This is a genomic window from Silvibacterium bohemicum, from assembly GCF_001006305.1.
GTDB lineage: Bacteria > Acidobacteriota > Terriglobia > Terriglobales > Acidobacteriaceae > Silvibacterium > Silvibacterium bohemicum.
This window is the reverse complement of record NZ_LBHJ01000020.1, coordinates 776,917-802,194: the sequence shown is the minus strand read 5'-3', so window position 1 is coordinate 802,194 and position 25,278 is coordinate 776,917. Positions and strand designations below refer to the sequence as shown.

At 59.8% G+C, this 25,278-nt stretch carries 21 protein-coding genes and 1 pseudogene; 10 read left to right on the top strand and 12 right to left on the bottom strand.

The annotated features are described in order from the left end of the window. Positions 1-8: 8 nt before the first annotated feature. The 7 genes from pgi to XX99_RS26365 form a co-directional block, all read right to left on the bottom strand. Positions 9-1,652, bottom strand: coding sequence for a glucose-6-phosphate isomerase (gene pgi / locus XX99_RS26395; protein WP_050062368.1), 1,644 nt, complete (start codon positions 1,650-1,652; stop codon positions 9-11). Between the two features lie 131 nt (positions 1,653-1,783). Then, positions 1,784-2,164, bottom strand: coding sequence for a cupin domain-containing protein (locus tag XX99_RS26390; protein WP_050062367.1), 381 nt, complete (start codon positions 2,162-2,164; stop codon positions 1,784-1,786). 171 nt (positions 2,165-2,335) lie between these two features. Then, the gene (locus XX99_RS26385) at positions 2,336-3,778 is read right to left on the bottom strand and encodes a phosphoglucomutase/phosphomannomutase family protein (RefSeq protein WP_050062366.1); all 1,443 of its coding nucleotides are present in this window, start codon (positions 3,776-3,778) and stop codon (positions 2,336-2,338) included. A gap of 121 nt (positions 3,779-3,899) precedes the next feature. Further along, positions 3,900-4,307 (bottom strand): PIN domain-containing protein, encoded by a 408-nt coding sequence (locus tag XX99_RS26380; RefSeq protein WP_050062365.1) that lies wholly within the window; start codon positions 4,305-4,307, stop codon positions 3,900-3,902. Further along, positions 4,297-4,527 (bottom strand): AbrB/MazE/SpoVT family DNA-binding domain-containing protein, encoded by a 231-nt coding sequence (locus XX99_RS26375; protein WP_050062364.1) that lies wholly within the window; start codon positions 4,525-4,527, stop codon positions 4,297-4,299. Before XX99_RS26375 ends, XX99_RS26380 begins: the two co-directional genes overlap by 11 nt. Positions 4,528-4,598: 71 nt before the next feature. Beyond that, a complete protein-coding gene (locus tag XX99_RS26370) occupies positions 4,599-5,708 on the bottom strand; it encodes a mannose-1-phosphate guanylyltransferase (RefSeq protein ID WP_050062363.1) in 1,110 nt (369 codons plus the stop codon). Between the two features lie 166 nt (positions 5,709-5,874). Further along, positions 5,875-6,822, bottom strand: a complete 948-nt coding sequence (locus tag XX99_RS26365) for a type I phosphomannose isomerase catalytic subunit (protein WP_050062362.1) — start codon at positions 6,820-6,822, stop codon at positions 5,875-5,877. 113 nt (positions 6,823-6,935) lie between these two features. Between XX99_RS26365 and XX99_RS26360 the strand changes: the two genes are divergently transcribed. The 4 genes from XX99_RS26360 (at position 6,936) to XX99_RS26345 (ending at position 10,180) form a co-directional block, all read left to right on the top strand. After that, the gene (locus XX99_RS26360; RefSeq protein WP_050062361.1) at positions 6,936-7,157 is read left to right on the top strand and encodes a hypothetical protein; all 222 of its coding nucleotides are present in this window, start codon (positions 6,936-6,938) and stop codon (positions 7,155-7,157) included. Positions 7,158-7,236: 79 nt separating this feature from the next. After that, complete coding sequence (locus XX99_RS26355) at positions 7,237-8,199, top strand: SDR family oxidoreductase (RefSeq protein ID WP_050062360.1); 963 nt, start codon at positions 7,237-7,239, stop codon at positions 8,197-8,199. 470 nt (positions 8,200-8,669) lie between these two features. Beyond that, positions 8,670-9,428, top strand: coding sequence for an aquaporin Z (gene aqpZ / locus XX99_RS26350; protein WP_050062359.1), 759 nt, complete (start codon positions 8,670-8,672; stop codon positions 9,426-9,428). Between the two features lie 224 nt (positions 9,429-9,652). Next, positions 9,653-10,180, top strand: a complete 528-nt coding sequence (locus tag XX99_RS26345; protein WP_050062358.1) for a hypothetical protein — start codon at positions 9,653-9,655, stop codon at positions 10,178-10,180. Positions 10,181-10,310: 130 nt separating this feature from the next. Here XX99_RS26345 and trxA read toward each other — a convergent pair whose 3' ends face one another. Continuing rightward, complete coding sequence (gene trxA, locus XX99_RS26340) at positions 10,311-10,757, bottom strand: thioredoxin (protein ID WP_050062357.1); 447 nt, start codon at positions 10,755-10,757, stop codon at positions 10,311-10,313. Positions 10,758-10,927: 170 nt separating this feature from the next. Here trxA and XX99_RS26335 point away from each other — a divergent pair, with 170 nt between their 5' ends. After that, positions 10,928-12,079 carry an FUSC family protein gene (locus XX99_RS26335; protein WP_050062356.1) on the top strand — a complete coding sequence of 384 codons (1,152 nt, stop codon included), beginning with the start codon at positions 10,928-10,930 and terminating at the stop codon, positions 12,077-12,079. Positions 12,080-12,142: 63 nt separating this feature from the next. Here the strand turns inward: XX99_RS26335 and XX99_RS26330 are convergent, their stop codons facing one another. The 4 genes and pseudogenes from XX99_RS26330 to XX99_RS26315 form a co-directional block, all read right to left on the bottom strand. Beyond that, positions 12,143-13,648 carry an alkaline phosphatase family protein gene (locus tag XX99_RS26330; protein ID WP_050062355.1) on the bottom strand — a complete coding sequence of 502 codons (1,506 nt, stop codon included), beginning with the start codon at positions 13,646-13,648 and terminating at the stop codon, positions 12,143-12,145. A gap of 267 nt (positions 13,649-13,915) precedes the next feature. Continuing rightward, positions 13,916-14,635 (bottom strand): annotated as a pseudogene (locus tag XX99_RS26325) (YoaK family protein); the annotation flags it as partial. Positions 14,636-14,757: 122 nt separating this feature from the next. Next, positions 14,758-15,447, bottom strand: coding sequence for a hypothetical protein (locus tag XX99_RS26320; protein ID WP_050062354.1), 690 nt, complete (start codon positions 15,445-15,447; stop codon positions 14,758-14,760). 293 nt (positions 15,448-15,740) lie between these two features. Beyond that, complete coding sequence (locus XX99_RS26315; RefSeq protein WP_231581632.1) at positions 15,741-16,937, bottom strand: VWA domain-containing protein; 1,197 nt, start codon at positions 16,935-16,937, stop codon at positions 15,741-15,743. 134 nt (positions 16,938-17,071) lie between these two features. Between XX99_RS26315 and XX99_RS26310 the strand changes: the two genes are divergently transcribed. The 5 genes from XX99_RS26310 to XX99_RS26290 all read left to right on the top strand — a co-directional run bounded on the left by XX99_RS26310 (position 17,072) and on the right by XX99_RS26290 (position 25,087). Then, positions 17,072-18,952 carry a SpoIVB peptidase S55 domain-containing protein gene (locus XX99_RS26310; RefSeq protein ID WP_050062352.1) on the top strand — a complete coding sequence of 627 codons (1,881 nt, stop codon included), beginning with the start codon at positions 17,072-17,074 and terminating at the stop codon, positions 18,950-18,952. A gap of 103 nt (positions 18,953-19,055) precedes the next feature. Next, positions 19,056-20,063, top strand: a complete 1,008-nt coding sequence (locus tag XX99_RS26305; RefSeq protein WP_156186222.1) for an NAD(P)-dependent alcohol dehydrogenase — start codon at positions 19,056-19,058, stop codon at positions 20,061-20,063. Between the two features lie 180 nt (positions 20,064-20,243). Then, positions 20,244-22,469 carry a ligand-binding sensor domain-containing protein gene (locus XX99_RS26300; protein WP_050062351.1) on the top strand — a complete coding sequence of 742 codons (2,226 nt, stop codon included), beginning with the start codon at positions 20,244-20,246 and terminating at the stop codon, positions 22,467-22,469. Positions 22,470-22,550: 81 nt separating this feature from the next. Continuing rightward, entirely contained in the window at positions 22,551-23,804 is a 1,254-nt protein-coding gene (locus XX99_RS26295) for an FtsX-like permease family protein (protein ID WP_050062350.1), read from the top strand. Beyond that, positions 23,801-25,087 (top strand): zinc dependent phospholipase C family protein, encoded by a 1,287-nt coding sequence (locus tag XX99_RS26290; protein ID WP_050062349.1) that lies wholly within the window; start codon positions 23,801-23,803, stop codon positions 25,085-25,087. Before XX99_RS26295 ends, XX99_RS26290 begins: the two co-directional genes overlap by 4 nt. Positions 25,088-25,278: the final 191 nt, after the last annotated feature.

Below are 25,278 nucleotides of genomic sequence, written 5' to 3'. Positions count from 1 at the left end.
CTGATGCTCTAACCGCGCTGTTTCTTGTAATGCGTAATCAGAGTATTGGTCGAGCTGTCGTGCTTGTCGGTGGGCTTCGGACCCTCCAGTTCGCCAATGATGCGCTTGGCCAGAACCTTGCCCAGCTCGACGCCCCACTGATCGAAGGAATCGATCTGCCAGATGGCTCCCTGGGTGAAGACGCTGTGTTCGTAGAGTGCCACCAGCTTGCCCAGAGATTCAGGAGTCAGCTCTTCGAGCAGCAGCGTGTTCGATGGACGATTGCCCTCAAAGACGCGGTGCGGGACCAGCCAATCGGGGGTTCCCTCGGCCTTCACTTCCTCCGCGGTCTTGCCAAAGGCCAGCGCTTCCGTCTGCGCAAACACATTCGCCATCAGCAGGTCATGATGATTCCCCAGCGGATTGAGCGTCTTCGCGAAGCCGATGAAGTCGCAGGGGATCAGCTTCGTTCCCTGGTGGATGAGCTGATAGAACGAGTGCTGGCCGTTGGTTCCGGGCTCACCCCAGAAGATCGGTCCGGTCTCGTACTTCACATGCTCGCCGGAGAGCGTCACATGCTTGCCGTTGCTCTCCATGGTCAGCTGCTGGAGATACGCAGGGAAGCGTTTCAGGTATTGGTCGTAAGGCAGCACCGCCACCGTCTGCGCGTCGAAGAAATCGTTGTACCAGATGGAGAGCAGACCCATCAGCACCGGCAGGTTCTGAGCAAAAGGCGTGCTGCGGAAGTGCTCGTCCATCGCGTGGAAGCCGGCCAGCAGCTTGCGGAAGTTTTCCGGCCCAACCGCCAGCATGGTGGAGAGCCCAATCGCCGAATCCATCGAATAACGGCCGCCGACCCAGTCCCAGAAGCCAAACATGTTCGCCGTATCGATGCCGAACTTGGTCACCTCTTCGGCGTTGGTCGAGACGGCGACGAAGTGCTTCGCGATTGCCTTGTCGTCGCCCAGCTTCTTCAGCGCCCACTCCCGCGCCGTGTGCGCGTTGGTCATGGTCTCGAGCGTGGTGAAGGTCTTCGACGAGATGATGAACAGGGTCTCTTCGGCGTCGAGATCGATCGTGGCTTCGGCAAAGTCCGTTCCATCGACGTTGGAGACGAAGCGGAAGGTCATATCGCGCTGGCTGTAGTGCTTCAACGCCTCATAGGCCATTACCGGGCCGAGATCGGAGCCGCCGATGCCGATATTCACGACATTCTTGATCCGCTTGCCGGTGTGCCCCTTCCACTCGCCGCTGCGGATGCGCTCCGAAAAGGCCGACATGTGGTCGAGAACGGCATGCACCTCGGGAACCACGTCCTGCCCGTCGACGACAATCTTCTCGCCCTTGGGAGCGCGCAGCGCGACATGCAGGACGGCGCGCTTCTCCGTGATGTTGATCTTGTCGCCGCGGAACATGGCCTCGATGCGCTCTTTCAGTCCGCTCTCCTCGGCCAGTTGCAGAAGCAGCTTGATCGTCTCATCGGTGATGCGGTGCTTCGAGTAGTCGAGATAGATGCCCTCGGCTTCGGCCTTCAGACGGGTGCCGCGGCTGGGATCTTCCGCGAAAAGCTCGCGCAGGTGCCTGGTATGAATCTTCTCGTGATGGGAGGTAAGGGCTTTCCAGGCGCTCAGTTCGGTCAGTGGAGTCTGGGTAACAGCAGGAGATGTGCTCATGATCGTGCCTCAAACCTTTCGGAGTTAACTCTTCGAGCTTTATATACCTTTGATTCCGCTACCGTCCGGCAGGCAGCGCGAAAATGCAAAGATCGGATGAACTTTAAAGCATCAGCATGTCATTTTGATTCCTAGTCGCCGGTCGGGATAATCCCGGCATTCTCGACCATCAAGATGACCGTCCTCTGCAGTGCGCGGGTGCGGTGAACCACCCCCTTGGGCACCACGTACCCTTGTCTAGGCGACAGCGCGATTTCGCGGTCCTCGAAATCGATCAACAATTGCCCTTCGACCACGTAAAAGAATTCGTCGTCCTCGTCGTGCTTATGCCAGTGATACTCACCCTCGATCACGCCCATGCGGACGACCGAATCGTTCACCTTGCACAGCGTCTGATTGAACCACTTGTACTGGTTGCCATCGGCGATCGCCTTTTCGTCGATCACTTCCATCGCCGGAAAGAGAATGTTTAAGCGGGTTTCGTAAGGATAAGCAGGAGCGGAATCGGCCATAGTTGCACCTCCTGGCAGCTTCACTCCATGTTAGCGCTATCGACGAGCCGGGTGCCCCACATCTCGCTTCTGAGATGTGGGATGACACAATCCCGCAGCGCAAAAGGCGCGACCGCCTGGACGGCCAGTCCTGCCCCACGTCTGGTTTTCAGACGTGGGATTCACATTCCTTTACGAATTCATCGCAAACGCCCGCGCCGCTTCCAGTAACTTCGTCACTGACTCCTTCGAGCATGACTCGGAGTAGATGCGCATCAGCGGCTCGGTTCCCGAGGCGCGCAGCAACAGCCAGGTCTTCGCGGCATTCGGCTTGGTCTTGGCTTCGGGATTGTCGAGGAAGAACTTGATGCCGTCGAGAGTCTCGACATGCTCAACCTTCATGCCGGCGAACTCCTTGACCCCGGCCCTGGCGCGAGCGATCGCCGCATTCTTCTGCGCATCGGGAATATGCAGATCGATCCGCCCATACTGATGCTCGCCATACTGTTCCTGAAGATGCTGAACCAGTTGCCCCAGCGTCTTGCCTTCCTCGGCCATCACGTTGGCTAACAGCAGCGAGTTAAGCAGTCCATCACGCTCCGGCAGGTGGCGCGAGATGCCGATGCCGCCCGACTCCTCGCCGCCGATCAGAATGTCTTTTTCGAGCATCAGGTCGCAGACATACTTGAAGCCGATGCCATGCTCATACAGTTTGCGCCCATAGCGCTCGCAGATGCGGTCCAGCATGCAGGTGGTGTTGAAGGCGCGCGTCACGTCGCCCGGCCACTTCTTGCGCGAGAGCAGCCACTCCAGCAGCACCGCATAAATTTTGTGCGGATCGACGAAGTTTCCATGTTCGTCCGCCGCGCCGATGCGGTCGGCATCCCCGTCGGTAGCCAGCCCGGCCGCGCACTTGTGCTCGACAACAGCCTTTTCCAGGGCATTGATGTGCGGCTCGATGGGCTCGGGATTGATGCCCGGAAACAGCGGATCATGCTCGGCGCGAATCTCGACGTGGTCCACGCCGATCTCCTGAAAGATGCCGGAGATGATCCCGCTGCCCGCGCCGTACATGCAATCCACGGCAAACTTCATCCCCGATTTCGCAATCAGCGGAAGATCGGCGAATTTCTTGATCGCGGCAAGGTACTCGGGTAGAAAGTCGTAGCTCTCGATGGCCGCCGGCTTCTCCGCCTTGCGAACCGGATCGCTGAGGTGCGACTCAATTGCCGAGATGATCGAAGGCTTGCCCGATCCGCCGTAGTAGGCCTTGTACTTCACGCCATTCCACTGGAAGGGATTATGGCTGGAGGTAATCATCACTCCGCCCGCTGCGCCGAGATTCCGAACTCCATAAGACAAGGCAGGCGTGGGGGTAATGCCCGTCGCCAGCTTCACCGGAATCCCCGAAGCAGCGATCACCTCGGCCACAGCTTTCGCGAAGCGGTCCGAAGCAAAGCGCGTGTCGTACCCGATGCAGACACCCTTCTTCGGATCTTCCTTGGGATCGGTGCTCGCATGCAGATAGTTGGCGATCGCTGATGCCGCGACCCGAACGTTGTCGAAGGTAAAGTCGTCGGCGATAAGTCCGCGCCAGCCGTCGGTTCCAAACTTGATGGCAGTGGGTGTACCCATGCTCCTCCTTATGTCTACCGGTAGGATGTATCGAGTCAATTAGGAATTACGAACCGCGACGCAAAGACGATGATCCGGTTCTAAGGCTGAAAGGTCATCGACATCGCTTCGAAGTTAAACACTACACGTGAAGAAAGGGGTTCTGGATCGTGAGCGAACCAATCTTCTGTCCATGCTGCAGGTCTTCCGAGTAAAGGATTGCGCATCCTGCTTCGATGGCAGATGCAAGAATCAGCGAGTCGTAAATATGAAAACCATAGCGCTGCGCTATTTTGAACGCCGCCTCGTGGGTTTCGAGAGTAAGCGCCGCTGCGGGCGAACACAGGTCGCGTAAACCTTGCAGTGCTTCTCCGATCGAATGCCAGTCCATCTTCAGTTTGAGACGTGTGACATTCACGAATTCATTCAGTACCTGCACGCTGATGAAGCCGCCGGAGGAAAGTAAATGTTCGGCCGTCGCCGCTCGCGGATCATCCTTTTTCAAGGCATAAACTACCACCGACGTGTCGAAAAAAACATTAGCGGGCATTCGCCTCTTCCCGATCGAACTTGAAGTCGGGAGGGAACGGCCGACGCAGCTCTCTCAGTTTTGCCAGTGCCCGTTCCCGTGTCTCGTCGCGGCTCACTTCAAACTCGCGTTCCCCCGCAACCCTGATCTCGATCTGGTCGCCTTCCTTCAGATCGAGAGCCTCCACGACAGCGGCGGGCAGCCGCACCGCAAGACTGTTACCCCATTTTGCAACCTGCATAACTCAACCTCCCGGCTGGATATACGTCGAGGAAAGTATATCAATCGAAGCGCGACCGTACCGGAAGTTGACTATATGAGGTCTTTACGTCCGCGCGCCGCCAGCTCTTTCACCACCTTGCCGACGTCCTGTGAGTGATGGCGGCTGGTAATCAGCACCGCGTCTTCGGTCTCCACCACCACCAGGTCATCGACTCCGACCAGCGCTACGAATTTATTGGGGGCGAAGACATAATTGTTCCTCGCGTCGAAAGCCAGGCTGCCGGTGCTCTCGCTCACATTGCCCTGCTCATCGGTATTCACCTGCATGCCATGCTGGTGTTCGAAGAGAGCGGCCCACGACCCCAGGTCGTTCCAGCCGAAGTTCGCTGGCAGGCAATACAGGTTCGAATGATGCTCGCCCTTGGCCGAACGCGGTTCGAGAATCGCGTAATCCACGCTGATGTTCTCGCACTTCGGGTAGTTCTCGGCAAAGACTTCCTGGAAACGTGGCGTGCCGAATGCCGCCGCGATCTCCTCGAGCAGCGGAGTCATCTCCGGCAGATGTTCGCGCACCGCGTTGGCCAGGGTTCGAGCGCTCCAGATAAAGATGCCGCTGTTCCAGTGGTAATTCCCGGCAGCGACGAACTGCTCCGCGCGTTCCTGGTTCGGCTTCTCGGTGAAGCGGCGGACGCGGGCCATGCCGCCCTCCAGCACGTGGCCGGTTTCGATATAGCCGTAGCCGGTCTCGGGACGCGTCGGCGTCACGCCCAGCACAACCATAGTTTCGCCGGACGCCGCGACTTGAATCGCACGCTCGATCACCGCGCGGAAGCCCGGCTCGTCGGCAATTACATGATCGGCGGGGAACATCCCCAGCACCGCGTCGGGATTGCTGCGCTCGATGATCAAAGCCGCCAGTCCCGCTGCCGGAGCGGTATTGCGCGCAGCTGGTTCGCAAACCACCTGCTCGTCGGGAACCACCTCGAGCTGCCCGCAGATGGTGTCGGAGAGCAGATCGTTGGTGATCACCCAGACGTCTTCCGGCTTAGCCAGCGGCTGCAGCCGGTCGACCGTCCGCTGAATCATGCTGCGCTCGCCGTCGAGGGTCAAGACCTGCTTGGCGCGGGCTTTACGGCTGCGTGGCCAGAAGCGCGTACCGCTGCCTCCGGCAAGAATGACTGGGCGGAAGTCGATCGTCAATCGTTGTCGCCTTTCTTTGGAAGAAGGGACTGCTAGTTATACATCTGCGAGGCGGACTGGCCGGCGCGATTGCCGCCCAGTCCGTCTCATGCTGAAGGAACACCAGCGAACGCTAAAAATTCATGCCGAGTTTGGCTGGCACTTTAAACAGAGTTTGGCCAGCACTTCATACAGAATTGGGATAGATCCGGATCACGGTCGCTGGAGACTCAGCCTCGATGCGCACCTCGTGCGACTCGGCAGGAACCACCGCGAGTTCGCAGCGCCCAACCGTAAATATCTCGCCGCCTTCGGCCGAAATGCGCAGCGCCCCGTCGACGACGAAGAACATCTGCACCGATCCCGTGCTTGCGGCAAGCCTGCCGGTGTCGCCCGGCTTCGGCACATCCCAGCGCTCGATCTTGAAATACTTCTCGTCGATCAGCACGCTGTGGCCGTTCTCCGCGTGTGCCGGAATCTTTCCCGCCCGCGTCTTCACCCGCATCGCTTCCAGGGACTTGTCGATGTGCAGCTCGCGCGGCCGTCCGTAGTCATACATGCGATAGGTGCGGTCGCTGGTCTGCTGCGTCTCGAGGATGACCACCCCCGGCCCCATGGCGTGCACCGTGCCGGCATCGACAAAGAGCATGTCGCCTTTGCTGACCGGCACCATCTCCAGCAAATCTTCGAGCGTGGCTGATTCGATGGACGCGCGAATCTGGTCGGCGGTCACTCCGGGACGCATGCCCAACGCCACCGCTGCGCCGGGTTTCGCATCCAGCGCATACCAGCACTCGGTCTTGCCGCGCGGCTCACCGTACTTCTGTGCCATGGCATCGTCGGGATGCACTTGCACGCTCAGTTTTTCCTTGGGAAACAGCAGCTTGATCAGCAAGGGAAACTCGCCCGTGCCGTAAGCCGTGCCCAGCAGTCCGCGGCCCAGCTTTTTGGTGATCTCGGTGAGCGATTGTCCAGCCAGCGGCCCGGTGGCCGCGGTGCACATCTCTCCGGTAAGCCACACCTCGCCGATGGGCTCGCCATCGGTCTTGTAGTCGTACCAGGGGTTTAAATCGTTGAATCCCCAAATGCGGGTGCGAAAGTAAGGTTCCAGTCTGAATGGGAGGAGTTCGTTCATGCATCTCCAGTATGCCTTAGCGCGTGTCATGATTCCAGAAACACAAAGGAAGGGGAAAATTGCCTCGTGTATCAGGTCGTGCGACATACGAGCATACTGTTGAAGGATCTGCCATGAAGACGATTCAACTGCCGGACGAAATCTATCAACAGGCCGCGAAACTTGCGGAATCAGATCACGTTTCCGTCGACAGGCTGGTAGCAGCTCTGGTGAGCGAAGGCGTTGGCGATTGGTCGAAGGTGCAGGCGCGCGCCACGCGGGGTTCCGTCGATAGACTGAAGCGTGTTTTGTCGAAGGTTGCCGATACTGTGCCCGAGCCCCCAGATTGGATATAGCCCGGGTATAGCCCCGGCTGTAGCGCTGTCGAGATCTGCAGAGGCATTCGCGCCCGCCAAGCAATTACCATAATGGAATATGCCCCGTTATCTAGTCACCGGCTGCGCCGGTTTTATTGGTTCATGGCTCACCCAGGCGCTGGTCGAGCGTGGAGAAGACGTCCGCGGTCTCGATAATTTCGAGACCGGCAAGCGCGAGAATCTGTCCGCCATCGAGAACAAATTCGACTTCGTCGAATGCGACCTGCGCGACGCCGAACGCACCGCCCGGGCCTGCGAAGGAATCGACGCAGTCTTCCACGTCGCCGCCCTGCCCTCCGTCCCGCGCTCGGTTACGGATCCCCGCACCAGCCACACCGCCAACATCGACGGCACCTTCAATCTCCTCGAAGGAGCGCGTGCCGCTGGAGTCAAGCGCGTCGTCTACTCGGCGTCATCGTCGGCTTATGGAAACCAGCCCGGCTTTCCGCGCGTCGAGACCATGGTCCCCATGCCCATCGCGCCCTATCCGGTGCAAAAGTTGACCGGCGAGTTCTACATGAAGAGCTTCTGGCAGGTTTACGGCTTGGAAACGGTCTGCCTCCGCTACTTCAATATCTTTGGTCCGCGCCAAGTGCCTGACTCGCCCTACAGCGGCGTGATGGCCAAATTCACTTTGCAGATGATGCGCGGCGAACGGCCCAGCATCTTCGGCGATGGCGAACAGGGACGCGACTTCACCTATGTCGAAAACGCCGTCTCCGCCAACCTCAAAGCCATGGCCGCCCCGGCCGAAAAGGTGTCGGGAAGGGTATTCAACGTGGCCTGTGGTGATCGGCACACGCTGAACAAGACATTTCAGGTACTGGCCGATCTCTTGGATTTCAAAGAGCAGCCAATCTATGGACCCGTGCGCGCCGGCGATATTCAGAACTCTCTGGCAGATATCTCCGCCGCCCGCGAAGCCTTCGGCTACGCCCCGGCAATCGGCTTCGAGGAAGGCCTGCGCCGAACGGTCGCCTGGTACAAGGAGCAATACGCGGCAGAAAGCGTTCGCGCCTAACCGCCGAAATGGTTGACCAAACCGGTCAATGGAAAGGCCGCCGATGTTGCCCAGCAAATGACCACTATTGCATGATCCCAGTGGGGGCCAATCAAAATGGATTGGAAGGGTACGGGCTTCATCCCGTTCCCTTCAAATCAGGCAGAAAGACAGGGCTTTAACCCCTGAGGGCGACCAGAGGTCCTACCAGCAACCAAGGCCACCATGGACTCCCGGAGCATTTGGGTTCGAAGAACAAAAGGGTTTGAATAACAAAGATTTTAAAGGGTAGGTACGGGCTTCAGCCCGTACATTAAATCCAATAGAAACGATCCGGCTTCAGCCGCTGAGGAATGGGTTTGACTTTGCCAGACCTATCCTTTCTTTCCCAATCCGGAACAATTTGCAGCCGCGATTTTTTCTATGGTCTGTCCGAAATCGGGCGTATAGTGACCTCGCCGTACGATCCACTCCCTCGCGAGGTCACAAATATGAAGAAATATGCAGCGGAACTGATCGGCACCTTTGTGCTGGTCTTCGGCGGTGTGGGCAGCGCGGTGCTGGCTGGCACTCACATCGGATTTCTCGGCGTCTCCCTGGCCTTCGGCCTCACCCTGCTGACCATGGCCTACGCCATCGGTCCCATTTCGGGATGCCACATCAATCCCGCCGTGACCCTTGGCATCGTCATCGCCAGGAAGATCGGGATCAAGGATGCCATCGGCTACGTCATCGCCCAGATCATCGGAGCGATCATCGCCGCGGCGATGATTCTCTTCATCGCCCAGGGCGCGCCGGAGGGTTACAGCGCAGCCGTCTCCGGCCTCGGAGCCAACGGCTTCGGGCTCCACTCTCCTGGACAGTACTCGCTTGCCGCCTGCTTCCTCACCGAAGTCGTCCTCACCGGCTTCCTGGTCCTCACCGTCCTGGGATCGACGGACATCAAGGCTCCCGTAGGTTTCGCCGGAATCCCTATCGGCCTGGTGCTGGTCCTGATTCATCTCGTGGGCATTCCCATCACCAACACCTCGGTCAATCCGGCGCGCAGCATCGGACCGGCGCTGTTTGTCGGTGGCTGGGCCATCCAGCAGCTATGGCTGTTCATCGTCGCTCCGTTGATCGGTGCAGCATTGGCAGCTGTCGTCTACAGCGTCATTCGCACCTCTGACACCATCATCAGCGTGCCGCAGGCCGAGCGCGCTCTGCCCAGCGAGCAGAGGGAGCGAGCAGCCGTCGCCAGCCGCAGTTAGCGATGAAACATCCCGTCATTATGAGGAACACTGGAAGAAAGAAAATCGGCGATATATCGGCGATATATCGCCGATTTTCCCCGCTGCGCTCGGAATGAGGGTCATTGAGGAGCCAAGCTCAAGCTGCAAGTTTCTAATTTCACGAGGCTTCCGTTTCGCCGCAACCTGCTTCTTACGTCCAGATGAAAGAACGAGGGACAAGAATGCACGGCAGGATAACAGGAATGGCTCTTTTTTTTGGACTTTTAGCAATCGCTGGCTGCGGCCCCGATACGAAACCGACCAACGCCAAGCTGGAGAAAGCGATCGACGCCTATTACGAGAGCCGCAACGAATGCCTCTTCCCCACTGGCCTCAAATTTCCCTACGAAGTGAGCCCGGGCAGTGACGCGAAGGAAGAGAAGAAGCGGATGGACGCCATGACCGACGCCGGGCTGCTGAAGCGGCAGGATGCTCCGGCGATTCATGTAGAGAACTACACGCTGACCCCGCTCGGCGAGCGTGTCGCCCCACGTTTCTGCTACGGCCATCGCGTCGTCAAGAGCATCGATTCATTCACGCCGCCCGCCAAGCAGAACGGCTTCGTAGAGAGCAACGTCAGCTACCACTACACCATGATGGACGTGCCGGTGTGGGCCAAGACCGATGCCATGGAGGCGGCATTCCCCAAGATGGCAAACTCCATCTCCGACAATGCCGGCGACCAGATCGTCCTGGCCACGGTAGGAGCAGGCTGGCAGGTTCCGGAGTGATTACCTAGCTCCCCGAGTCATTTGTTTCTCGCATACCGCACTTCATTGTCATCCCGACCGGAGTGGAGGGACCTGCAGTTTCAGCCAAGCTCAATGCCACAGCTCGGCCATGGGAAGGCGCGCTCCTGCCTCAGTGCGCAACAGTGGATGCGGCCGATTTCAGCCACGCTTCCATCTGCTCCGCGCCGACCAGCCCTGCCTGCTGCTGCACCAGCTTACCGTTCGCAAAAACCGCGAAATTAGGAATGCCGCGCACGTTGTATCGCGCGGCAAGCTGGGGATTGGCCTCCGTATCCACCTTGAGCACTACCGCCTGCCCCGCCATATTCGCCGCGGCACGAGCCACGTTTGGAGCGGCCATGCGGCACGGTCCGCACCACTCGGCCCAGAAATCGACGAGCACGGGAACGCGCGCATTCTGAATCACGTCGTCGAAGAGCGCGACGTCCGCAGCCAAAGGCTCATGAACCGGCGGCAGACTGGCCTTACAAGACCCGCACTTTCCGGTGTCGGCGAGATGCGCGGTGGGAGTCCGGTTCTTGGTTCCGCAGTTCTTGCAGCTTTGAATAATTGCCATGGCGCGCCTCACGTTCTTTCTTCCTGAAATCCCGGCCGGCCCTCGAGCGAACGGAGCCGGGACCGTCATTATCCGAAAAATTGGATGCGGCTGCCCGCAAATTCGGCTCATGGCCTTCCTCGCTCGGCGCCTACCCTTGGGACGTTCGTGCCATCCTTATTGAGATAGCTATGCCTTCTGAATCCATCGGCGAGATCGCCGCCCCGGCTCCCCAAACCTCCCGCATCCCGGCTTTTTTCCGCGACGTCCTGATCTTCGACTGGAAGAAGCAGACTTTTACCGCCGATCTGGTCTTCGTTCTGCCCGTAGCGCTCTGCCTGACCATCGGATTGCTTATCGGCCATCCCGGCGCCGGCCTGATCTCGGCCGGAGGCGCCATGACCATCGGCTTCGGCGCCAAACAGCAGATTGGGGAATCTCGTTTGCTGCCTATGATTTTGGCCTCGCTGGGCATCGCTTTTTCGACATTCATCGGCATGATCGCCGGCCACGGCAACGCCATCCTGATTCCTCTGGCCGCCCTGTGGGGCTTCGGCTACGGCATGCTCACCGCCCGCGAGGCAGGCTATGGATGGGTAGGGCAGCAGTGCGTGGTGACCCTGCTGGTGGGCTCGGCCTTCCCCTTTTCGGCGCGGGCCGCCCTGGTCAGAGCTTCTCTTCTGCTGGCCGGCGGATTCATCCAGGTGCTGTGGTCGACCCTGGCCCTGAGCCTGTGGAGTCAGCTCCGCACCGATTTGACGGAGCTGCACCATTACATCCGCGACGAGCAGGAGGCGCTGCGCGCCATGCTCGCCGAGGTCGCCGGTCATGTGAAGACCGGAAGTCTCCCCGGATCGGCCACCGGCTCGGTCGTACCCTACGCGATCCGCCTCATGGTCACCCTGGCGGTGAGCACGGAAATCTATCGCGAGTTGAATTTTGCCAGCGGCTACTGGATTCCGATGACCGCGCTGCTGGTGCTGAAGCCGGCCATCGCCGACACCGCCAGCCGCGCCATTGCCCGCACCCTCGGCACCATCGCCGGAGCCTGGCTGGTCACGATTCTGGTCGCCCACTTCACGCCGTCGCTGTTGTGGCTGGCCATCTTCACCGTGATCTTCGCCTGGCTCTCGTATGCCACCCTCAACGTGAACTACGCCCTCTTCGCCGTCTTCATCACCGCATACATCGTCTTCCTGCTGGCGCTGGCCACCATTCCCGAAACGGAGATCGCCCACCGCCGCGCCCTGTGCACCGCCATCGGCGGAGCGTTGGCGTTGATGGTGCGGCTGGTGGTGATCTGGAGGAGGAGCGCAAAGGTGCGGGAAGCTGCAACAGTCTAGCGCGGATGAGGTGCGATTCATCGCTTCATCCGCTGCCTGCCTAAGCCGCATCAAACCGCAACCTCAACGGGGTGGCTGACCCAGGGCTGCCTTTCGTTTTGCTGAAACGCTTGCCAGGTAGGCGGCCGCGTCGGAGCGCGTCTTCAGGGCCGCAACCCGCGCGATAATGCCTTCCCGCTCTGCCAGCGGCGAGAGTTCGAGATCCTGCTGCATGGCAGCTCCAACCACGACAGGAAGGTTGCCGTCGTCAACCGAATCCGTAGGCCTGACTGGGAACGATGGAGCCTCGTTTGCATCTGGCATGGCCGCGGGTGCGAACGCCCCGCCAGCCGGGGACGCCGCCGGCGCCGGCAAGACGGTTGGAGTATCGGTGCGCGCCGCATTGAGTGAAAAAAGGGAAAGCAAGTCGTTTGCCGCCTTGTCGCGCTCTGTCAGCGACGGCATCCCAAACAGTCTTTCCAGGGTCGCCGGAACGGACGAGTGGTCATAGAGTCGATGGTCCACGATGTTCTTGGGAATCCACGGCGAGATGATGACAGCCGGAACCCGCGGTCCATATTGTTCAAAGGTGAATCCGAACTTGCTATGACTGTTCGTCGGAGTGGTGTCTCCCGGAGCGATTGCCGGAGGAGGAACTGCATGGTCGTAGAAGCCGCCATGCTCATCCCACGTCACGATCAGTACACACTTGTCCCAAACCGGCGAATTGCGGATAGCTTCGTAGGTCGCCTTAATCAGGGCTTCTCCGAGCCTGACATCGTCGAGCGGATGTTGGGATGTGCTGCCTTTGTAGTCGTTGAGCAGGCTGTAACTCGGTTCGATGAAGATGTAGCTATAAGGAAAGGGAGACTGCAGGTCGGCAGCGAAATGCTCATATTGCCGGATATCGCCCAGCCGGATCCCCTTCAACGCAGACATCATCGGGAAAAGGTCACCCGCGTAGAGGCGCCGCTGCAACCCCTTCGCGGCGATACGGTCGAAGATATCTCCATTCGGGAAAGCAAAAGGAGCTATGGTCTCCCATTCGGCTATTTCGGCAGTGGTGGGACTGTGATCGAGGCCGCCTGATGAGGCCGCATGGACGAACATCCTGTTGGGCCACGTAGGGCCAGGCATGGACGCATGCCACTGATCGCAAATTACGAACTCCCGTGCGAGAGCATTGAGAACGGGAAGCTGATCGGCAGAGTAGCACTTTAATATTTCCGAGACATCTCTCGTCTGCCGCGCTTTCTGACAGGCTGCAGCATAGGAAGCGACGAAGCCGGAATCATCAATCGGGGGATAAGCTCCCCCGGAAGTGTACTTGGCATCGGAACCGCAAAGTTGGCCAAGCACATCCGGGAATTCGTGACCTGGATCGACGACCATTGCGTAGTCCGCAGGGGAAGAGACTGTCGAGGTTATTCCATTGAAGGAGTTCGTTTCTTTCCCCGACAATCCATTCAAGGCTGTTGGAACACCGGAGGCGGCGTCGGTTCCGGTGATGCCGGAAAATCCAAGCAGATGGTCGAAGGAGCGATTTTCAAGCATTAAGACGAAGACGTGCTGAATTTGATCGAATGCCATACATTGCCTTTCAGGCCTGGAAGCAGATGGAACAAAGTGAAGCCACTTGCGGCGCGAGAGAAAGGTCACATTCCTCCGCCGCATGACTCCTAACTAATGAACGGCCAGTGGGACAAGTTATTCCCTCATGATCGATGTGTATGGTTTTTCTGTCGATGGGCTCAAGGACTTCTTGGATGGAATGTACCCACGTCGAACGAACGAAATTCAATTTCCTCGAGTGAATAGGCTACGAGCCGTTGCTCAGGCCGCCGTCTGGCGGTAGCGGCGCACGTCATCGATGACCGGCATGACTGCCATCAGAAGCAATATCGCGGCGAGCGGCAGGGTGAAGAGGAAGCCTGCGTGTTTGAAGCCGAGGGCGCCGGTGAACCCTCCCGCAAAGAACAGGCCGACCAGCGAGGTGTGGAGGCGCAGCTTCGCATAATCCGCATCGAGCGAATCGCCGTCGCGTCGATAGAGCGTGGTAACGATCCGTCCCAGCGAGATGCCGATATCGGTCACCATCCCGGTCATGTGAGTGGTGCGGATCACGGCGTCGGAGATCTTGGTGATGATGGCGTTTTGCAATCCCATGGTGAAGCAGAGCAGCATCACCGTATCCAGAAAGGCGTGGCCCACCACGAAGACCCGCCCGGTGAGGCCGAAGACCACCAGCAGCGCCGACTCAAGCATTAGAGGCAGGGCATACTCGCTCTCCAACTGGCGGGCGCGCGCCCATCGAATCAGCAGAGTGGTGACGAAAGCGCCGGAGAGAAAAGATCCGACCGCGCCGAACCCGCCGAGAACCAGCGAAAGGCTTCCGGTGGAAAGATTGTCGGCCATCGACGAGATGATGCCCGACATGTGCGAGGTATATTGTCCCACCGCCAGCAGGCCTCCTGCATTGACTGCTCCGGCGATGAAGGCCAGGATGCGTGCCAGGTGGCGATTAGCGGATTCGGTGCGCCGGGTGCCGATCAAGCCGCGGAGATAGACAAGAGGCATGACCCATGATGGCAGGCCAAAGACGCGGAGTACAGGAGGACTGGCCGTCCAGGCATCGCGCTGCGCGCCAAAGCTCACCCGATCGGTCAGACGTCGAATCGTCCTTCAGGATTTCCAGCTCTCTATTGCCTGCTGAGAGGATGTTCAACGGAAGTACTATCTTGAGAAATTGGTTGAACGGCGGAAAGTTTGCCGCCCCATGTCCGGTGTATAGCCGCGTCCAGCCGCGAGAATGACTCGTCACCCAGTTCTTCATGAATGCGATTCATCGTGCTCATCACCAGCGCCCATCGTTCACTGTCTAACCTGCGTGCTTCGGGCAGAACGGGCAGCCGCGACCATTCGTAGGGGGTATATTTCTTTCTCTCAGCCTGGATGAAGTCGTTAAATTCCTGGTCTTTTGCGTGGATGGAATAATATCCGTCGATGGCCGTGCTCAGCATCTGAGCCGTCTCTTCATCGCTTAAGTTAAATATCTTGGCATAATCCCAACGTATGCTCGAGGTATCCTTCCCAGCCGCTTCCGCCTCGCGGAAGCGTTCGTCTTCGTCTCCTACATGCTGAAGAAAAAAACGATATATGGCGCGATCCGGCACTACCAGCTTTGCCGGCTTATTGCTCTGATCTGTCTTTGAGATATTAGGGTCGTTCGCGGAGCTTGGATTCGGCTCCTCTGGGGCAGTCTGCTGTGTTTGCGCTTGAGTACTATTTGACTCAATGGCACGTTGCTGCGCTTGAGAGTTGACCGGATAGACAAACGCTGCAAAGACGACGGGCAATATCCACTTTGCGCCTGGAACTTGCGTAGTCATACTCTTTCCCCTTTGTGCGGGTCGCAACGAAGTATCTTCCCGATGCTGTTCGTGAAACGCCGCTGAGATTCTACCTCCCGCTGGTCGTCAAAATGACAGTCGGTTGGGGAGGGAACTGCAGTCTCCCATGATTTGCGCAACTATGGAATAGCAAAAGAATGTGATCCAGCGGATGTGGAATCCCAGGTCTCAGAAGCGAGACCTGGGCACCCATAATATCGAGCGCGAAACGATCGGAGGGAGTGCAGCTGGATGATCTGGCGGCGAAGCCGCGTGTGCCTGGACGGCCAGTCCTATTCCACTTCTTGCTTGGCTTTGTACCCGTCCCTGGAGATCACGTCGTACTTCACCGGCTTGTGCTTCTCGTCCTGCATCTTGAGCGGATGGCCTTCGTTGTCGACCAGCTCGACATGCAGCTTGCGATAGGTGCCATCCTGCTTGTTGTTGCTGGGCTTGTAGGTGAGCACGTACTGGTTGCGGATGGACTCGTTGATGAGCCCGAAGTCGTCAGGCAGCTCTCCGGCGAAGCGGGGAAAGAAGGCCATGCCGCCGGTCATGCGGGCGAAGGTGGTCATCTGGTTGTCGGCCTGGAGATAGTCCATTTCGCGGATCTGGCCGCCCATACCGCCGCGGCCTTCGGTCATCAGGCGGGCGAACTGTCCGGTGCCAATGGCGAAGATGGTGACGTTGGGAGTGGCTTTGATCTTCTGCAGCACCTTGTCCAGAGTGATCTTCGAGAAGGTATCACGGCCCGAGGAGACCAAAACGACGTACTTCCGGCCTTCCACGCGGCTCAGGCGATCGAGCGTCTGGTACAGCGCGTCGAAGAGATTGGTCTCGTGCCATGTGGGAATGGTGAGCTGGTTAAGAGAGCTCATCACCACGCGCTTGTCGGTAGTGAAGTCGGTCAGGATCTCGGTGTGCATGTCATAGGTCATGACGGCGACGTAGTCGTCCGGCCGCAGCTGCTCAGCGAAGGTGTACGCCGCGTTCCGCATATCGTAGATGAAGGAGTAGCTGTTGGCTGCGAACTCGACCAGCAGAACGGCGGTGATGGGCGCCTTGATCTGCTGAAAGCTGGCAATCTCCTGAGGCTTTCCATCCTCATAGACGCGAAAATTCTCTTCTTTCAGGTTGGGCACAAACTGGTGGGTCTTCTCGAGGATCACACCCACATCCAGCGTGACCACCGGGACATCGACGCGCAGGGAGAAGTTCTGCAATCCGGGAGGGTTCTTCACCGTCGGCTCGGGCGGTGGAGGCGGCTCGGGCTCCTTTTCTTTCTTTTTAGGAATGGCGATGGAGCCGTTGTCTCCGGTGGGTCCTCCAGCCTCGGGCGCGGTCTGATCCTGCGGATTGGGAGGTTGGGTGCTGGGCTGCTGCTGAGCCGGAGGAGTCGGGCTCGAAGGAGTGCTCTGCTGCGCGAACGCCGGGCTCGAGAGCACCAGCGCGGTTAACGCAGCCGCGGACAGACCGGAGACAAATTTCATAACTAGCCTCAATTGTGGGACTACATCAACTTTGCGGCAAGGGCTACCTTGCGACATCGTCAATTCCGTATTTCCAGTTCGCGGAATTCTCTTCCCCGATACGGAAAATTCGGAATTGCTCTAGTCTAAGAGACGTGCAAAGCCTTCGAAAGGACATCTCCCTGGCGGCCGTGCTGCTGGGCGTGATGCACGCTTCGTTTATGACTGGCCAGAATGCCACCCCCGGCCAGAACGCTCCGCCTCCGTCTGCCACTCATTTTTTCCCGCTGAAGGATATCCATCGCGGCCTGCGGGGGACGGCATATACCGTTTTTGAAGGCACCCAGCCGGAGCCGATGGACGTGGAGATTCTCGGCGTACTGCACAACGCCATCGGCCCGCGTCAGGACATGATCCTGGCCCGGCTGCATGGAACCAAGCCCGAATATACCGGCGTGGTGGCGGGCATGAGCGGCAGCCCCGTGTATATCGATGGCAAGCTGGCCGGAGCGCTGGCCTTCCGCATTGGAGAATTCAGCAAGGAGCCGATTGCCGGCATCACCCCCATCGAAGAGATGCTCCAGGTGCGCGACCAGAGGGGCGGCGATAAGGAAGCGGGCGCAGGGAACTGGATCCCCAAAATTGGCGATGAAGCTGCAGGGAAGCCGGTTCTCACCGAGACTTCGCTCGCTGCCGATCTCTCCAGCAGCAGCCACATCGGCGACGCACACAGCCCCGATCCGATTCGGTCCGACTTGATCCGGCCTATCGACACGCCGCTGGTCTTCTCCGGCTTCAGTCCCGAAGCGCTGGCGCTCTGGAAAGATCACACTCCCGGGCTAGGCCTGACGCCGGTCGCGGGATTGGGTGGTGCGGGCAGCGATGCACCCACGCCGGATCCCATCGTTCCCGGCTCGGCGGTGAGCGCCATCCTGGTTCGTGGCGACCTGGATATCTCGGCAACCTGCACCGTCACTTACGTTGATCCCAAGACACTTCTGGCCTGCGGTCATCCCATCACGCAATTCGGTCCCGTCTCCATGCCCATGACCAAGGCCGAGGTGGTGGCGACCCTGCCCTCGCCTTACAACGCCTTCAAGATCATCAATACGACGGAGACCGTCGGCTCCTTCACCGAAGATCGCGAGACCGCCATCAAGGGCGAGTTCGGGCTCAAGGCGCAGATGATCCCCCTGACCGTACACATCGCCCAGGACGGCGCGGAGGCGGCGGAAAAGACTCTGCATCTCGAGGTCATCGACCAGGAGCAGATCACGCCTTCGGCAGTGATGGTGTCGGTCTTCCAGGGGCTGATGCAGTCGAACTGGTACGGTGCGGAGACCACCTACCGGGTGCGCGCCGCCGTCCGGCTAAAAGGCTATCCCGCGGTGAAGTTCGAAAATTTAGTCGCACCCAGCGACTTTGCACCCTCCAACCTGCTGACCGCTCTGGAACTCGGCGAGCGCTTCAACCGGCTCTACGCCAACGCCGCCCGCCGCACCCCGATCGAAGGCATCGAGCTGAGTGTGGATGCTATGCCCGGCCGGCGCACCATGCAGATCCAGGCCGTGCAGTCCAGTCAGTCCGAGGTGCGCGGAGGCGATACGCTTTCGATTGAAGCAACCTTACAGCCCTGGCGCGGCGAGGTCAGAAATGTCCGCATTCCGGTCAAACTGCCCTCCACTCTGCCCGCAGGCAAGGTGCGCCTGCTGGTGAGCGACGGCGGCACGCTCGATCGCCTGATGCAGCCGGCGCAGCTGGGAGGCACGGCTCTGGATGTGGCGGCCACCATCGCCCAGCTGAACAGCCAGCACGCGACCGACCGGCTCTATGTCACCCTTCTGGCCCCGGATGCGCAGGTGGCCATCGATGGCCGGACATTGACCGCCGTTCCCTTGTCCCTGGCCAATGTTTTAGAGCCTGCGCGTGAGAATCACAGCATGTCCTTGAGCGGTGAATCGGCGGTCCCTCTGGGGTCGGTCGGCACCGATGCGGTATTAAGTGGTCAACAGGTGATCACACTCCGGGTAGAATGAGTTGATTCCTCACGGGTTGCAAAGCGATTCCAGAATGGGCCATCATGGGGGTCGCAATTCCGGATATCGCTCCGAATAGAAGGACACAACAGGTCGAATTCCAATGGCATTGATACAGGGCTATGCTGCACACGCGGCCGGGGCTGAACTTCTGCCTTTCAAGTACGATCCCGGTGAACTTAATCCTTACGACGTGGAAGTGCGGGTGACGCATTGCGGCGTCTGCCGTTCCGACGCCTCCTTGATCGACAACGATTGGGGCACCAGCCAATATCCGCTGGTTCCCGGTCACGAGATTGTCGGCACAGTCTCGGCGTTGGGCTCCGCCGTGCACGGTCTTTCCATCGGCGAGCGCGTGGGTATCGGCTGGCAGGCCAACTCCTGCGGACGGTGCGAGTGGTGCCGCCAGGGTAAAGAGAACCTGTGCGCGACCGCCCAGCCCACCTGCGTTCATCGCCACGGCGGCTTCGCCGAAGCGCTGCGTGTGAACGCCCGCTTCGCCATCCGCCTCCCCGACGCCCTGAACAGCGAGACCAGCGCGCCTCTGATGTGCGCGGGCATCACGGTGTACACCCCGATCCGGCAGATGGGGATCAATCCTTCGTCCCGCGTGGGCATCATCGGCATCGGGGGACTTGGCCATCTCGCAATTCAGTTCGCCCGGGTCTTCGGAGCCGAGGTGACGGCCTTTTCAACCTCCGCAGCTAAGGAGCAGGAAGCGCTGGAGCTGGGCGCACACCACTTCGTGAACTCGCGGGAGTCGAAATCGGTGAATGGCCTGGCTGGCAGCTTCGATCTGATCATCTCCACGATCAATGCCGATCTCGACTGGGCGGCCTTCGTCAACACCCTGCGTCCGCACGGAACGCTGTGTTTCGTCGGCGCGCCGGCCAAGCCGATCTCGCTACCAGCGTTCCCGCTCATCTCCGTGGCGCGCAGCGTCTGCGGCTCGAATACCGGCAGTCCGGCCGGAATTGCAGAGATGCTGGATGTAGCCGCCCGGCACGGTGTGAAGGCGCACATCGAGAAGTTCAAGATGTCCGACGCCAACCAGGCAGTCAACCGGCTCAGGAAGAGCCAGATTCGCTATCGGGCAGTGTTAAGTGCTTAACTACAGCTGGAAAGCGGGTGGTTGAAAACCGGTCAGCTAAAGTCCGGTCAGCTAAGAAGCGGATAGCAAAAACCACTCCTCTCAGCTTTGCAAGCTTTTCGCCAACCGCTTTATAGCCAACCGGACTTGAGCGGCCCGCTTTATAGCTACCCGCGACTTAGCTGCTAGACTTTCTCCAGCATGATGCGCCGCTTCTCTCCGCTCTTTCTTACTCTCCTCTCGTTCTCTCTTCTCCCGTCGCTGGCGCATTCTCAGGGCACGCGCCTGTGGTCGCAATCCAGGTTCGAAGAGCTGGAAAAAGGGAAGCCGAATGGCGTCGCCATCACCAGCGACGGACATCTGGTTGCCGGTCCTGAGAGCCGTATGGTCTTCACCACGCCTTCGACCTACGTGTGGTCGGTTGCGGCCGACCGTGACGGCAATGCATATGTGGCGACGGGCACGCCCGCGACCGTGCTGCGCGTGACGCCGGATGGAAAGTCCACCAAGCTGGTCACCTCCGCCAAGCTTTTCACTTCCAAAGACCTGAGCGTGCAAGTGGTGCGCGTAGGACCAGACGGCGCGGTGTACGCTGCCACGCTGCCCTCGGGCAAGGTCTACAAGCTCGATCCGCAGGTCGCCGACCGCAATGAGGACAACGCCACCGTGGTCTTCGACCCGGCTGCGACGGCGGAGAAGCCGAAGTACGTCTGGGATATGGCCTTCGATCAGGAGGGCCGCCTGTACATCGCCACCGGAGGACCGGCCGCGATCTATCGGATCGCAAAGAATGACAGCCAGAAGCCGGAGCTGTTCTTCAAGAGCGACGAGCAGCACATCCGCTCGCTGGCCTTCGACGCCAGCGGCAACCTGATTGCCGGCTCCGACGGCACGGGGTTGGTCTACCGCATCGACAAGAGCGGCAAGGGCTACGTGATCTTTGACGCCCCCAAGCGCGAGATCACCTCGGTCGCCGTCTCGCCGCAGGGCATCGTATACGCCGCTGCGGTCGGCGAAAAGGGGCGGTCGTCCTTGCCCGCGCTGCCGGTGCAGGGAAACGCAACTGTGACTGCGACGATTACCATTGTGCAGCCGGGTTCCGTGCAGGCATTTAACGGCAATACCGTAATCCCGGATGGTTCGGAGGTCTACGAGATCGCTGCCAACGGCGCTCCGCGCAAGCTTTGGGCCGGTCATGACGACATCGTCTACGCCCTGCGCTGGACGCCGGAGGGATTGGTGGCCGCCACCGGCAATCGCGGCCGTGTCTACCGCATCCATGAAGACGGCACCTTTGCCGATATCGCGCACCTCGAAGCCTCGCAGGCCACAGGCTTTGCCGACAGCAGCCGCGGGACCTATATCGCGACCGCCAACACCGGAAAGCTTTATCTGCTGTCACATGGCGACGCGCCGGAAGGTACATACTCGAGCGACGTCTTCGATGCCGGCGTGTTTTCGCAGTGGGGACGCCCCGAAGTCAGCGGCACGAGCGGCGACTTCGATCTCTATGCGCGTGCAGGCAACGTCGACAATCCCGAGCGCGCCTGGACCGAGTGGAAGAAGGTGACGCCGAATGACGGCGCGTTAGGATTGGAACCGGCCCGCTTTGTCCAGTGGAAAGCCGTGCTGCATCCCGGCGCAGACCTTGCTTCGGTGGGTCTCAACTATCTGCCGGTCAATGTAGCTCCGGCTGTTGATGAGCTGGTTGTCGAAGTAGGGGCGCGGGTGAACTCTCCGGGAATGCAGCCATCGCTCCCGCAGCAGACCACCATCAATTTCCCCTCCTCGCAGAACGCCAACGTCATCAGCTTCGTGCAGGAGCCGGGACGCGAGCCGCTGCCCGCAGTGAAGGACAAGACCTCCGTGACGGCGCGCTGGCTGGCGCATGACGACAATGGCGACGAGCTGATTTTCTCCGTCTACTATCGCGGCGACGGAGAGCAGACCTGGCGTCTGCTGAAAGACAAGGTGACGGAGCGCTACCTGAGCTTCGACGCCGGTACCTTGCCCGATGGGCATTACCGGCTCAAGGTGCTGGCCAGTGACGCGCCCTCGCATAATCCCGGCGAGGCATTGACCGGCGACCACGTCAGCGAGCGTTTCCTGATCGACACGACTCCGCCGGTCATCAGTGGCCTCGAGGCTCATTTCATCGGCGGCAGGATTCATGTCGAACTCACCGCCACGGATGCGGCCACGCCGATCGCTCATGCCGAATATTCCGTCGACGCCGGTCCCTGGCAGTATGTGCAGCCTGTAGGCAGCATCTCCGATTCGCTAGCCGAGAAATTCGCCTTCGATGCGCCCTTGAATCCGCCTGCGCCGGGGCAGCCTTCACCGGCAAACGCTGCGGAGCACCTGATTACGGTGCGCGTCTACGACCGCTATGATAACGCCGTGACGGCGAAGAAGGTCGTGCGATGAGTGAGCTGATCCCACGTCTCAAGGACGAGACGCGGGGCGCCCAGTCTAAGGGGACACGAAGCGTCCGGCTGACAGGGAAGCATGCGTTTTGAATTCTTCGTCGCCGCGCGATATCTGAGAGCCAAGCGCCGCCAGGCCGTGGTGGGCGTCATTACCGTCATCTCCATCATTGGCGTGGCGGTGGGCGTGGCCTCGCTGATCGTCGCGCTGGCCATCACCAATGGCATGAGCCGGGACCTGCGCGACCGCCTGGTCAGCTCGACCGCGCACGTCGATCTGTTGCGCGTGCAGAATGACGGCATCCGCGACTGGCGCGAGCTCACCGACCGGCTTCGTCGTCTGCCGCACGTGACGGCGGACGCGCCGGGACTCTACGAGCCGGTGCTGGTGTCGCGCGGCTCGCTCTCGGGCGGAGCTTATCTCAAAGGCATCATTCCAAAGGACGAGAGCACGGTCAGCGGCATCCTCGCGCATCTGGAATCGGGCTCTGCCGCTGACCTCGACCCGGCCGCAGCCGAAACCACCGACAGCGCCGGGGAAGCCACGCCGCCGATCGTCGTAGGTTACGACCTGGCCAACACGCTCGATGCCAAGGTTGGATCGACGGTGATGGCCATCAGCCCCCAGGGCGAGCTCACTCCCTACGGATTGGTCCCCAAGTACCAGCGCTTCCGCATCGTGGGTGTCTTTCATTCCGGCTTCTATCAATACGACGCCACCTTCGGCTTCGTCCGCCTGAAAGACGCGCAGGCATTGTTCGGCGAGCCCGATCTCGTCTCCGTGATCTCCTTCAAGGTCGACGATCTCTACCACGCGGACCGCATCGGAAAAGAAATCGAGGCCGCGGCTGGCCCGGGCTTCGAGACCACCAGCTGGATGGAGCAGAACCGCGAGCTGTTTCGCGCCCTAAAGCTGGAGCAGGTGGTCACGTTCATCGTGATCGGCTTGATTGTCTGCGTCGCTGCGTTGAATATCCTCATCGCGCTGACCATGATGGTCATGGAGAAGACGAAAGACATCGCCGTGCTCATGTCGCTGGGGGTGAAGCCCGGCCAGATCCGGCGTATCTTCCTGATGCAGGGTTTTCTGATCAGCGTGGTGGGAACGGCTCTGGGACTGGTGCTCGGCTATCTGCTCTCGTGGATCGGCGGACACTATCAGTTCATCCATCTCTCGGCCGAGGTCTACTCCATCGACTACCTGCCCTTTGCGCCGCGCCTGATCGACGGCATCACGGTCACGGTGGTGTCGCTGGGCGTCTCGCTGCTGGCGACGATTTATCCTTCGAGTTCGGCGGCGCGCGTGCTCCCGGCGGAGGCTTTGCGATACGAATGACACGGCGTCTCGGGGCGGTCCTTCTCCTGTTGTTGGCATGCTGCGCCCCATCGGGGTTCGGCTACTCGGTGCTCACCCATCAGCAGATCATCGACCTGGCATGGCGGGAATCGATCCGGCCGGTGCTGCTGAATCGCTATCCCAACACCACCGACGAAGAGCTGCGCCGGGCCGAGGCCTTCGCCTTCGGCGGCTGCGCCATCCAGGACGCCGGCTACTATCCCTTCGGCAAGGTCTTCATGAGCGACCTCACCCACTATGTGCGCACCGGCGATTTCGTCGCAGCGTTCATTCGCGATTCGCGCAACGTGGATGAGCTGGCCTTCGCTCTGGGCGCGCTTTCGCACTACGTGGGTGATAGCTACGGGCATCAGGACGCGGTGAATCCGTCGACGGCTGTTGAATTTCCCAACCTGGCGGCGAAGTATGGGCCGGTCGTGACCTACGACGAGAGCCCGCACAGCCACGTGCGAACCGAGTTTGCCTTCGACATCAACCAGCTCAGCAAGCGGCGCTTCGCTCCCTCGGCGTATCTGCAGCACATCGGCCTCAGGGTGCCGATGCGGCTGCTGGAGCAGGCGTTTTACGAGATATATGGACTTCGTCTGCAGACCATGGGAGTCGACCGCAGAGCCGCAGTTGACAGCTATCGATGGTCGGTGCGGAATTTCCTCCCGTCGTTCGCCCATGCCGAGGTTCTGTTGCACAAGAAGAGCTTTCCCGACGATCTGCCGTCGCCGGACTTCGACCAGTTCCAGAAGCGGCTGGCCGATGCGGATTTCAGCAACGGCTGGGAGAAATACCGCAAGAAGGCGGGAGTGAAGACACACCTGCTGGCGTTTGTCATTGTGATTGTGCCCAAGATCGGTCCGGCATCGGATCTGGCCATCCGCGGTCCGTCGCAGGCGACAGAACAGAGCTATGTGGTCAGCGTCAATCGGACCCTGAATCGATATGAAGAGCTGCTGAAGGATCTTGTTCAGGCTCCAGCAGCCGATCCGCTGGTCACCATGAACCTGGAGAACCGCGATCTCGATACCGGATACCGGGTAAAACCGGGATCGTATCCCTTGACCGACCAGACCTACGCGAAGCTGCTGGACCGTGTGGTCAAGGTAGGCGAGCCGATTCCGGATCGCCTGAAGCAGGATATCGAGGGCTACTACGCCGATCCTGCCGCTCCGATTACGACCAGGAAGAACAAGAAGGCCTGGCGCCGAGTGCAGGCGGAGCTGCTCCAACTGCAGGCGATCCCGGCTGTTCCTGTGCATCAGGCGGAATAAACGCGGCGGCTTTCTTTGCCCGGCCTTCCCTCGTCGCAATCAAATTTCATGTTGAAGCGCTGAATTATCTTGCGAATCTATTCCGATTGGGATGCCTGTATCTCATTGGGAATGCGTGTGCGGAAAATTAGACGGCATGGAATCGTTTCCTTCCCTTTCGTGTTCAGGAGTGATACAGGTAGATATGGAAT